This is a genomic window from Cytophagales bacterium (assembly GCA_033344775.1).
Lineage (GTDB): Bacteria > Bacteroidota > Bacteroidia > Cytophagales > Cyclobacteriaceae > JAWPMT01.
Genome location: JAWPMT010000004.1, coordinates 1,036,899 through 1,049,347 on the forward strand (window position 1 = coordinate 1,036,899; position 12,449 = coordinate 1,049,347).

9 protein-coding genes are annotated in these 12,449 nt (G+C 45.1%); 6 read left to right on the top strand and 3 right to left on the bottom strand.

Translation table 11 applies throughout. The annotated features are described in order from the left end of the window. Nucleotides 1–21: 21 nt before the first annotated feature. Nucleotides 22–2,091: an ATP-binding protein gene (locus tag R8G66_13125; protein MDW3193307.1), complete on the bottom strand. Its 2,070-nt coding sequence runs from the start codon at nucleotides 2,089–2,091 to the stop codon at nucleotides 22–24. Between the two features lie 350 nt (nucleotides 2,092–2,441). Here R8G66_13125 and R8G66_13130 point away from each other — a divergent pair, with 350 nt between their 5' ends. From R8G66_13130 to R8G66_13150, 5 genes are all read left to right on the top strand, one after another. After that, nucleotides 2,442–3,848 carry a hypothetical protein gene (locus tag R8G66_13130; protein MDW3193308.1) on the top strand — a complete coding sequence of 469 codons (1,407 nt, stop codon included), beginning with the start codon at nucleotides 2,442–2,444 and terminating at the stop codon, nucleotides 3,846–3,848. Between the two features lie 108 nt (nucleotides 3,849–3,956). Beyond that, a complete protein-coding gene (locus R8G66_13135) occupies nucleotides 3,957–5,723 on the top strand; it encodes a DUF1800 family protein (protein ID MDW3193309.1) in 1,767 nt (588 codons plus the stop codon). A gap of 2 nt (nucleotides 5,724–5,725) precedes the next feature. Next, a complete protein-coding gene (locus R8G66_13140; protein ID MDW3193310.1) occupies nucleotides 5,726–7,429 on the top strand; it encodes a DUF1501 domain-containing protein in 1,704 nt (567 codons plus the stop codon). After that, nucleotides 7,398–8,261, top strand: a complete 864-nt coding sequence (locus R8G66_13145) for a porin family protein (protein ID MDW3193311.1) — start codon at nucleotides 7,398–7,400, stop codon at nucleotides 8,259–8,261. Before R8G66_13140 ends, R8G66_13145 begins: the two co-directional genes overlap by 32 nt. Beyond that, nucleotides 8,258–9,478 (top strand): hypothetical protein, encoded by a 1,221-nt coding sequence (locus tag R8G66_13150; protein MDW3193312.1) that lies wholly within the window; start codon nucleotides 8,258–8,260, stop codon nucleotides 9,476–9,478. Before R8G66_13145 ends, R8G66_13150 begins: the two co-directional genes overlap by 4 nt. A 98-nt stretch (nucleotides 9,479–9,576) precedes the next feature. Here the strand turns inward: R8G66_13150 and R8G66_13155 are convergent, their stop codons facing one another. Beyond that, nucleotides 9,577–10,140 carry a hypothetical protein gene (locus tag R8G66_13155; protein ID MDW3193313.1) on the bottom strand — a complete coding sequence of 188 codons (564 nt, stop codon included), beginning with the start codon at nucleotides 10,138–10,140 and terminating at the stop codon, nucleotides 9,577–9,579. A gap of 97 nt (nucleotides 10,141–10,237) precedes the next feature. Then, on the bottom strand, nucleotides 10,238–11,041 hold the full coding sequence (locus R8G66_13160) for a PhzF family phenazine biosynthesis protein (GenBank protein MDW3193314.1): 804 nt from the start codon (nucleotides 11,039–11,041) through the stop codon (nucleotides 10,238–10,240). A gap of 68 nt (nucleotides 11,042–11,109) precedes the next feature. On the opposite strand from R8G66_13160, the gene R8G66_13165 reads away from it, so the two are divergent. Continuing rightward, nucleotides 11,110–12,126, top strand: a complete 1,017-nt coding sequence (locus R8G66_13165; GenBank protein ID MDW3193315.1) for a formylglycine-generating enzyme family protein — start codon at nucleotides 11,110–11,112, stop codon at nucleotides 12,124–12,126. Nucleotides 12,127–12,449: the final 323 nt, after the last annotated feature.

The window sequence follows — 12,449 nt, forward strand, 5'->3', positions numbered from 1 at the left end:
GCCTCAGCATCACTTTCTCATTCAAGTGGCTTTAAAACTCAGCACAAAAGTAGTCCCTCTCCCCTTTTCAGAAGTGATTTCCAATTGAGCGTCATGATCATCGATGATCATTTGGCATATGAATAATCCTAATCCTGTTCCTTCTCCGGGCCCCTTGGTTGTAAAGAAAGGATCGGTGACTTTTTGCAACAGCGACTGATCGATCCCGGTACCTGTATCTGAAATTTCAATCACGACCCGGTCCTTCCTGTTGCTACTGACAATTCTAATTACTCCCTTATCGAAAATCGCTTGCTCCGCGTTTTTAATGATATTGGTGAATACCTGATGTAACTTCCCTTCATTACCAGGAATCACAAATGGGTCCGCATCATAAGATTTGATGATCTCAATATTTTTGGATTTCAAACGATTGGTCAATAGCGTTAAACTATTATCCAATACTTGATGCAAATCACAGGACTCATCCATGGCCTCACCCGTCCGACTGAAGTGTGAGAGCCCCATCACAATCGCAGAAGCTCGCTTGACTCCTTCTTCGATGACTTCAAAATACTGATCGTAATCCTTCTTATTAGGAACGGATTCCAACTGTTCCTTCAATGAAATCGCACCGTGTTTGATGAAATTGAGTGGATTGTTGATCTCGTGGCCTATACCTGCCGAAAGGATACCCAATGAAGCCATTTTCTCGGCACGAATCAACTGCTGCTGGGTAGTCTGTAATTTCTGATACCCTTCTTCTAATTCGCGGTTTTTTCTACCCAGCTCCTGAGTACGTTCAAAAACTTTCTGTTCCAGACCTTTATTGTACTCTTCGAGCTGTTGCTGGTAACTACGGATCTCCGTAATGTCCTCTGCAAAAAAGGCGAATCCGACTACCTCTTCTTCATCGTATACGGGATTGTAAGTGAAACGAAAAGTCAATTCACCCTGGGACCCTGGGTAAGAAATGACCTCCTGAAACTTCTCACCATTTAAGGCACGGTCCATGAACTTACTAAATACCGCTGCCGACTCCTGATGTTTGATCTGCTTTAACAGATCCATGTTTTTATGTAATGGCAAGTCATCAGTCATGACTGAATAGTCGTTGAAAGCACTATTAAATTCCAACAACTGTTTCTTTCGATCAAATAATCCGATCACGCTGGAAGTACTTTCAAAGATGGACTTCAGGTTGGCTTGTTCAGTCCTGACTTTCGATAGTGAGGTTTTTAAGTTCTTCCTCAAATACCAATATAATATGAACGAAGAAATCAATAATATCAGATAGACAATCAGCCCGATCTTGAACCGCTCGAAGATCAAACCATAAACCGATGACCCGGGTACAGTAATGATCAAGCGATGATTGAATGGATTAAGATCTGTGCAAACGATCATGCAATCTGATCCCGTCAAAGGGTGTTTTCCTACCATCATATGGATGCCATCGGTGACTCCTACCGTATCAATGTTCTGATAATCCAATTTATCCGAACCAAGCACGTTTTTGTATTGATCTGAAGCTAATGGGTAATAAAGTTGAGTTGTATTGAAATCAATATTTTTTAGATGGATCAGATACGTTTCATTGAATCCAAAAGCGGCTAATTCCGAAACCAGCGAACTGTAATCAATGGCAGACGTATTCACGGCAATGATCTCATTCTGATCATTTCGAATAGGGACCCTAATAGGCAAAATCCAGTCAGCAACATTTTCAAAATAGTAACTTTCTCCCAGCGTAATCCCGTCTCGTTCTAAAGTAAGATCAAAAGATCTCCGGGTATCCTCAGACGACCTCAAATCTGGTAGCGTATCATTGAGGCGCCTCCCTGTAAAAGTCAAAACTTGACCTGAAGTATCCGCTAAACCAAATGCCAATAATTCCTTTTGATAAACTTCAAGAGCCCGGTTGGCATAAGCCAAACGCTCACCCGGATCATCAATTTCCATCAGCCGATTACCTACACTTAGCAAGCTCAATTCCCACTGGTGAAAACTTAGCTCATAGTAACTTCTGATCACTTTGACGGTATACATCAGGTCGCTGACCTGATCCCGCTTGGCATCACTGAAAATATATACGAAGGCTGAACTGGCCATGATGGTGAGACTGGCCAGCAGTAGGAAAAATATCCTCTTAAGCGTATTTAATTCTCTTGAAAGTGGCAATTGATCCTTGGCTATGTATGGATACTGGGGTAATACCCACTAACTGTAAATATACTCCGCTATTCGAAGAATCAAAACGGCATCCATTATCTGAAATATCCTAAAATTCCAATAAAAATGATTGTCCAAACTTTTACACACATGTAATAGCTAAACAAAAAAATCCTGAATTGAAAATTTTCTGTGTTTTTCATTGAACGCACTCAAGATTCAAGTGTAATACTCGTTAGATGTTTAGTGCGTAGTGAGAAGCTACGCATGTGTTATGCAAATTACAACCCATGTCAAACAGCTTATGGAGTAAACAAAGGAGAGCTATGCTCTTTTGGTTACTCATTCTAGGACCCATGATCGCGAATGCTCAAGAGAGAAAACTCAGGTATCGCGACAAATCATTTGAATTCTCTCTTTTGCCCGGCATCGGAACCAATGGCCTGGAAAGCGGTCATTATTTCAACGATATTTCTATCAACCTAACCAGTGGGGTATCAGCAGGTAGCTATTACTTCAATTTGAGTCTCATATCCAGTATGAGTTTAAGGTCCGTTAGCGGTCTTCAGATCTCAGGCCTGGCAAATATCGTTGGTGGCAACGCCTATGTGAACCTCACCCAATGGGAAGAACGTGAAATCCGACGGAGCAAAGACGCACCGAAACTACAAGGCATACAAGTATCAGGGTTCATGAACTTTGTTAGAACCAATGCTGTGGGTATTCAAATATCAGGAGGGTTCAATATCAATGAGGCTTATACACAGGCATTTCAATTTGCAGGATTGGGCAATGAAGTAGGTCACAGCTTCGATGGTCTGCAAATAGGCGGTTTGTTCAATCGTGTGAATCGGACCACCACCGGTGTGCAAGTAAGTCTGGGCTTCAATCAGACTCGTTGGGAACTGAAAGGCATCCAAATTGGCATGATCAACACAGTGAAAAAATCCAGTGGTGGAGTCCGCAAAGCAGGTGTTCCCGTTACGGGCGTACAAATTGGCTTGATCAATCGTGCCAAAACCATGGACGGTTTTCAACTGGGCTTGATCAACTTCGGCGGCAAGGCACAAGGAACACGCATCGGACTGATCAATAAATACAGTGTAGGACCTTTCAAAGGAGCAGTCATAGAAAATTATGGCACACCAATCGCCTTGTTTAACATAGGCAGTAGAGGTTCACATACCCGACTCTACAGTGATGATCTCTTCTTATCGTCGATAGAATACACTACAGGTAATTGTCTCAATTGCAGCTTTACCCAATCCAGCATGCCACTTGATGGTCGATTCATGATCATGAATCAAAATGCCTTGATCCTGGCTTACAATCCTACAGATGCCTTCGGTACCGATCGAAGAATTGGGATTGGATATGGATTCGAACGCTTGTTTTACAACAAATCATCCATGGTTCCAACCGACCGACGGAACAAGCGATATTTCTTCTCAGCTGGCTTACGAATGATGCACCTGAGCACAACACGCAAACCACAAAAAGACCTTAGTTTATTGAGCAGGCTTCACACAGAAGTGGGCATGAGATTTCTTGGGTTTTATCTTTTTGGAGGCATTTCGATCAACGGGCATCTTAGCAATGATCAACCATTAAAGACTCACCTCAAATGGTTAGATGGACCTTTTGGTAAATTGAATTATCAGGTTTGGCCGGGATATTCGGTGGGAATACAGTTGTAGATGACACGATTGGAAAACGGAGGGATTTGCAATTAATTAATTATTTAAAGATAAAATATAATTAATTTAATAATTCTGACCTATATTCACGATGCAAACTCGCTCTGTATGCCATTAACGCCACTTGCCGGACCTCTTGGTAAAAAGAGGGCCGCTCACCTGCTCCGTCGCGCCTGCATCGGTGCTTCCACCGCGGAGATTGATGCTTTTGCTAATATCTCCGCTGAGGAAGCCGTCACGCAGCTTTTCCGAACAGATCTTCCTGATCCCCCTTTACCTATTGATCCAGCCACAGGCACCGAATGGATCTCAGAGGTCACAGATGCCAACAGTGAAGAATTTCAACTGGGTCAATACCTGAACAGATGGATGATCGGGCAAATGCTAGCCGTAGATGTTCCTGCAGATCAAAGATTGGCCTATACACTTCGGGAACGGATCGTTACTTTTCTCCATACCCTCTTTACCACGAAAAGATCGGTAGTCAACAATAGCCGGGCCATCTATTTTCAGAATGCACTGTTCCGACAATTCGCATTTGATCAGCAAGACGTGATCATACCTTCCGAAGAAGAGGAGGTGCCGGACACAATTTACAGACGAGACCTTAAAAAACTGAGCGAGAAGGTCTCTGTAGATAATGCGATGTTGGTGTTTTTGGATGGCCGTCTCAATGTGCGGGGCAACCCCAATGAAAACTATGCCCGAGAACTACTCGAGCTCTTCACCATTGGCAGAGGGCTGGAAGGTGCCATACCAGAGCCGGCTTTTGACGGAGATTACTTCACTTTTACGGAACAGGACGTGCAGGAAGGGGCTAAAGTACTGAGTGGCTTCAATATCGACCGGACCTTTTCGAATATCGATCAGGAAACGGGCCTTCCACGTGGCGTGGTGAAAGGAACCAATTTTGCAACGCAACACGACAATAGTACTAAGGTATTTAGCGATAGAATGGGCGCTGGGAGCATCAGTCCTGACCCAACACTCCTGATCAACAGTAATGCCGTAGAGGCCAGTGTACTGGATGAAATCACGCAATTCATTGACCTCATTTACGCACAAGCGGAAACTTCCAGACATATCTGTCGAAAACTCTATCGATACTTTGTCTACCATCAAATTGACGAAGATCTACAAAACACCCTCATCCAGGATCTTACCGATATTTTTGAAGCCAATCAATGCAAAATCCAACCCGTACTGGAGGCATTGTTTACCAGTGTTGAATTTTACGAAGGTGCAGATGGCAGAACAGATGATAAGTTTGGTGCACTGATCAAATCTCCTATCGATCTCACGTTGGGTTTCATTAAGAATTTTGATATCACCATTCCTTCTTATGAAACAGATCTCAATGGATTCTATGAATTCATGGGTGATCTCACGGGCCGGATCAATGTGATGGGACTGGATTATTATGAGCCTTTTGAAGTGGCGGGTTATCCAGCTTATCATCAGTTCCCAATCTATAATCGCAGTTGGATCACCACGAACTATCTGACTTTCCGCTACCAATTTGTAGCGCAACGATTCACTGTCGACGATGCCATGACAGGTCAGGTCAATGTGTATGATTTCGTCAGGAATAACATTCCCGAATCAGAAGCCAGTGATACGGAAAGCCTGGTGATCGCACTTGCAGAATACTTTCTGCCCATGTCAGAGGAATTATCATTCGACGCGGAGGCCAGTGAGTTGACGGCCAAGAGGCTCAATTTCTTTAAAGAAAAGTTACTATTCGATGGCAATCCAGATCCGGAAGCTTACTGGACTGAGCGATGGACCCTTGGCATCGACCGGGAGGACGTCAGCAGACAACTCAATGATTTACTCAATGCCATGTTGCAATCACCCGAATATCAATTGATGTAGGTATGAAGAGGAGAAATTTCTTAAAAAAAGCTGGTTTTGCGGCGGGCGCCCCTTTGGCGTTTCAGGGTGTACCACTCCGACTGATGGCAGAGCACAAACCACTGCAACGGCTGGCCTCGCAAAGCAATAATGATAATGTCATTGTCATTGTGCAATTACACGGTGGAAATGACGGCATCAACACCTTCATTCCGCTGGAACAGTACGATCAGTACTACAGCAGACGAGCCAATATTGCCATACCCTATCAAGTGGGAACACGTACTGCCATCCCGCTAGACAGTACGATCCCTTTTGCAGATCAGGTTGGACTCCATCCAGACATGGTGGACTTCAAGCACATGTATGACACGGGCCGAGCCGCGGTTTATCAAGGGGTCTCCTACGAAAACAACAATGGCTCCCACTTCCGAGGTAGAGATATTTGGTTCATGGGGGGTGGCGCCGACGATTACTTTTCTTCCGGCTGGGTAGGTCGGTACCTGAATGCAGAATTCGCTCCGCTAACCTATCCTGCGGATTTCCCAACAGAAGAAATGCCTGACCCTTTGGCACTGGAAATGGGCAATGACTTATCCCTGATCTTCCATCAGACAGGAAATATTCCTACCTCATTGTCATTAGGTGCCTCTCCTGATCAGGTCGCGAATACGATAGCTAACCTGGAAGGTTTTCTGGATCAGGGACTTGACCCGCGAGGTTTGCCTCCTTCCTTCCTAAATGGCTCACCTTACAACACAGAAATGGATTGGATATTGGGCCTGGAAGATAAATCCGAAACCTACATCCAACGCCTTTCCGAGATCTATCAAAACGCTCCTGAATCCCGTGTTGATTATCCAGACCTCTACCCCTTTAATGCACCGGAAGGCGCTCGAAGAAATCCTTTAAGTAATCAACTTCGATTGGCAGCAAGATTATTGGGTGGTGGGGTAAAAACTAAAGTATTTCTGGTGCGCATGGGCGGCTTTGATAGTCATGCGCAACAAGCCGAATCCTACGACGCTACCATGGGGACCCATGCTGCGTTGTTGTATCACCTCAGTTCAGCGATCCGTGCTTTTAACGAAGACCTGGCGAGTCGTGGGTTGGCACAACGAGTGCTCACCATGACCATGTCTGAATTTGGTCGACGCATCGGATCTAATGGAAGTTACGGAACTGATCATGGGACAGGCGGCCCCGTCATGATGTTTGGCTCAGGAGTCAATCCGGGTATTTATGGGACCAACCCCAACATGGAAGACAACAATGTCGCCATGCAATTTGACTACCGACAACTCTATGCGAATCTGTTGCATGAATGGATGGGCGTAGATCGGGAGGTCATTGCCAATGACATCTTCTTCGGTGATTTCATCAGTGGACCCAACCCCGAAGGTGGTAATTTTGAACCTCTGGATGTCATTCGTGATGAAATCCTTTCCACCAATAAATTCCGACAGGATTTCTTCAAAATAGACGGAGTGTTTCCTAATCCGGCAACTGACGCCACCGAAATCAAATTATTCCTCAATGACAGCCAACAAGTAACCCTCTCATTGATTGATCAATCTGGCAAAATCGTTTTGGATGTCAAACACCATTTACGACCCGGGACTCATCAACTAGCCATCGACCTAACCACTGTATCACCTGGCATTTACTTTGTGAAAGCCGAATCAGAAAAATTGAATGACACCAAGAAACTCATCATCAGGGATTAGACTGTTGCTCGTTAGTCTGTTGCTGTGCCTGCTCACATTGACACTTCCAGCACAAAGAAAACTTGATGCCAAGGGTGGATTAGAAGCCTTTTTAGATACCCAATGGTGGCTGGGTTTGCGCGCAGGCAGCAACCTGACCAACCCGAAAACCGAATCCTTTTACTCGGTACTGAGTGCCATCGATTATGATGCCGAAAACCTGAAGAAAAACTATGAATCTTTTCAGGCACCAGGCATACAGTTAGGATTGGACCTGACCTACTACCATCGTGGCATCTCGATTGGTATCCTGCCTACTTTCAAGCGGTACCGGTACGATTATGACAACTCGCTGGAATGGATCACTGCAACAGACATTTTCCAAACCAAATATCAGGTAGCTCAGAACCTGGATTATCTGGAGGTACCTCTTGTTTTGAAATATGACGTTCTAAAATCTGGCAACCTCCGCCCCTTTGTTCAATTGGGCATCCAATGGGGTTTTGCCATCGGAGCAGAAAAATCATTGACCATTAACCACCAGGAAGGCACGCCCGCAGCCACTTCAGGGGGCACCATTTCGATCGATACCAAAAAGGATTTCAAGGGTTTTGCCGCAGCGCTGGCAGGGATCGGTGCCAGTTTCGATATCGGTAATATCCGAATGAGTCTGGACTTCAGTTATCATTATGGTCTTACGAGCATCATTGAAAAAGAAAGGCTTTTTACCGAAAATCAGCTGACAGCAGTAGGAGACATCAATGATGATATCCGTTTGACCAATCTGCAAGGCAACTTGAGTTTCTTATTCCCACTGCGCTTTATCGACACCACTTTTAAGTCCGGAAGATGATGACATTTCTCAAAAAACAATCCTCTCGCATCCTAAGCTGGCTAAGGCAACCATTCGTGTTTTCCATAATATTTCTGGGGTTACTCACTTCCTGTAGTGAAGATATCGACCTGACTTCCTCCTCATTGCTTAGGATCTACGATCATTCCGATGGAGAACTTGGGTTTCACCCTATTGATATCGGTGAAACCGCAGATGGCTATATCATCCTAACCGGAAGGCCCCTGGATCAAGTCAATTTTGAAGGGGTTCAGTTGATCACCACAGATCTGTCAGGGAATTTCCGAACTACGGAGAATCTACCCGATAACCTGGTTGTCCCAACCGGTGACCTATTGTTGTCCGACAGTGTTTTCCGGTTCTTTGCCATGGATCGCACGACCCTTCGGGTAGAAATGGTGTCGATACAAACAAATCTCGGCAATCTGCAAACCACCAGGCTGAATAATCTCTTCTATCCGTTGAGTGCATCGGTCAACTCATCTGGAAATTTCCTGTTGGTTTCTTATGATCCTATTGACCTGCTCACGGTACTTTCGGAAATAAGTCCTGATGGCACGATCCTCAATTCCGTTGGCTATACGATAGGCGTAGGAGAAGATGTTGAACAAAGAATCAACGAACACTTTTTGGAAAGGCAAAGCCGCCTACCTTTTTTCTGTGGCGAAGCTGCTCCCGGGCAATATTTCTTCAATGGCTTTTACAATTTCAGCCTTTCCACTGTCTTTACAGACTTTGGCAACACCCCAACAGGAGTGATTCAAGGTCAATCGGACAATGGGGGTCTAAAGGCTATTGATTGGATTTCAGGAAATCTTTTTTCAGTGATCCGCTATCAGTTCAATGAAACATACCTCCTACCTGTCACACAATTACTGGCTGGTAGCACGAGTTCCAGCGTTGAACTCTTAGCCAGCCGCCAGGCCGAACTACGGGACCAGACACCCGCCACCATCACACCTTATGGCGACCAACATGTGATCCTGGCAGCCGAAACGGAAAGCCGTGAAGTGGTGCTATATTTCTACAACCTCAACTCGGAGGAATTGACAGGCACGGAGATTATTGGATTTGCCAATCCTTTCACCCTTTCTCAAGTCCGGGTAGATACAGACAATAATCTCCTTATCCTTGGCACCACCTATGTTTCTGGCAGGTTTGAGCGAATCTACTTACAAAAGATTATGGCGAAGGATCTACAATCGCACATCAATTAGTGTGCTCTTGGAACAAGAAGTATCCTTTCTTAAGTTATTCAATTTTAGATCAGAGAAAAGCTATAGTTGTTTGGGAGCAATTCAAGATTAGTAAAAGTCTAGAATTTGTACTGGAATCGGATACCAGAAGTAAACCCTTGATCAAGGCTAATGGTGGAATTCCCCGACAGGTTGTGGCTAAGGTTATATCGCGTGGATTCCCATCCAGCAAATAATTCCAGTCCAAAATTCTTCTTATTGACCATGGCATACCCTGCACCGATAAAAGTGTGATACATGGAACCTGAGGTAATATCGAGTACCTGATTCGTAAAAGAGTCGACAACTTGTTGTTGCGCTATGCCTGCCTTGTAAGATGCTTCGACAAAAAAGCCCTTCTGTTTCTTATTGAAATAATACCGGGCAAAAGCACCAAAGGCCTGCTGCTCAAAGCGAGTATTGGACCTAAAATCGACAGCCGCTCCTACCAGCCAGTGAGGATTGATGAATCGACCATAGCGCAGTTCCATATCACCCACGAAACCAAATGACCTACCCCAACCACCCCGAAATGCAAGTCCGGTGTAGTTCTTTTTAAATGAGACAGGGTCATCGGATTCCTGTGCAAAGACAGTAGCTGTAAGTAATACATAGAAGATTGGGAGCAATAGTAAGCGTTTCATTGTTTGTGCGTTAGTTCTAGGTCACTAAGCTCCCAAAAACAGATGTTAAGTGTCGTTATATTCGGTTAACGCATGTTAAAGCGGACACGGTCCTCCGTTAAATTTTGAAAAATCCTTCCAGCACCATCACTGCCATTCCTTTGATCAGTAACTGATCATCTAACAATTCCAGGTCCATGAATCCGGTTCTTGCGGAGGCCTGAAAAGATTTCATTTTGTTCTTCATTAGTCGTTCACCCCAATATGGGGCCATGAAAGTATGGGTAGCTCCGGTTACCGGATCTTCATTAGAACCACTCCATGGCCAGAAGTAGCGTGAATGAAAATCATATTCTTCTGTGCCTTTGGTCGTAATTAGTACCCCATGCAGGGAATCATGAGTCTGCAGCAAAGCATTGAAATCAGGAGCAAGTTCTTTGAGCTTCTTGGTGCTTTCAATTTCGATCATCAGGATCCGTGTTTCCTCATTGAAAACACTATTGATAGCCTTGTCGATGCCTAGTGCCTGAAGCATGCCTGCCGGAATTTCAGCATCACACGTCCGGTAACGGGGAAATTCCATGACCAGACTTTCTGCTTCGGGTTTTACTTTGAGTTTCAGTCCGTGCCCGGTGATAAAGTCGATGGTTTCCGGAGCATACTTTTCCACCAATACCTGGGCCGACGCCAAAGTAGCATGTCCGCACAATGGGATTTCCATTTTCGGAGAAAAGTAGCGGATGTTCCAATGGTCTTGCTCCTGACTAAGGAAAGCCGTTTCAGATAAGTTGAGTTCAGTGGCGATCGATTGCATTTCCCAATCACTCAAAGGCTGTTCCAATAGGCAAACACCAGCCGGATTGCCTTTGAATGCCTGATCCGTAAATGAATCGACGATAAAAGTAGAGATTTCTTTGGGCATGGGTCTAAAGTAACGCCTTCTTCAAAATTATCACTCAAGTCGACTCATTTGATGTACTATTGCCTTTCATGAAAGTCACTCAAATTTTGATCGGATTCCTGATCGTTGTAAGCAGCTGCACGATCAAAGAACAGTCCTCAAGGCAAGCACCGGAAGGCATGATTTTGATTCCAGAAGGGAATTTCATGTTAGGAGGGAAAACAGATGATGCCTACTGGAATGAATTGCCTGCTCACGAAGTACAAGTGGCTTCATTCTTAATGGATGCAACTGAAGTGACCAATCGCGAATACAAAGCGTTTGTGGATGCAACGGGGTACCAAACGGTCGCAGAACGAGATGTGGATTGGGAAGAGATTAAAAAACAACTCCCTCCCGGCGTAGAAAAACCTCATGATTCACTCTTGCGTGCAGGTTCTCTGGTTTTTCAGGCTACTAAAGGAGCCGTTAACCTGAATGACTATACGCAATGGTGGCAATGGACTGTCGGAGCGAATTGGCAACACCCTGAAGGTCCTCGCAGCGACATCAATGATCGCATGAACCATCCGGTGGTGCACATTGCCTATGAAGATGCACAGGCTTATGCTGAATGGATCGGGAAGCGACTACCGACAGAAGCCGAATGGGAATGGGCAGCAATGGGCGGCACGAAAGATGCGAAATATCCCTGGGGAAATGATCCTGCAGATAAGGCTACTGATAAAGCAAATTTCTGGCAGGGGTCGTTCCCCTACGAAGACCGGAAACTAGATGGTTATGGGAGTACCGCTCCGGTCAAATCTTATTCGCCCAATGGATATGGTCTCTACGATATGGCTGGCAATGTCTGGGAACTGTGCGCAGATAAATATGATGTCTCCTGGTTTTCTAAACAGGCACAGCAAAAGGAGATCATCAACCCACAGGGTTCCCCCCGATTTAATGACCCTACGGAACCCGGCACCTCAAAGCATGTGGCCCGCGGTGGGAGTTTTTTGTGCAATGACAGCTATTGCTCAGGTTACCGGACCAGTCGCAGGATGGGAACGAGTATGGATTCGGGGCTGAATCACACCGGGTTTCGATGTGTGGTGGATTTGTAAGGAAATTCCTATAAAATCCAGATTCCGATAGATCACTTTGAACATCGTAGTGGTTCGGGTCCTCTCAAACAACAAGAAGTTCGTGGAGACACAAACTTTGGCGAGATCACATGGGACTCAGAAACAAAATACTAGCCTCCCAATTGATCCCAGCCTTGTCGGCAGGCAGGCGTGGAATGATGTCTTGGAAGAGAAGGAAGTAATGCCCTCGTTTGAGTCCTCTCTAATAATAAACAACAAGAAGTTCGTGGAGACACGTACTTCGGCGAAGGCAGAAGTTCCTTGGCTTGTCATCTTGAGTTCCGTCGAAAGGTAGACAAGCA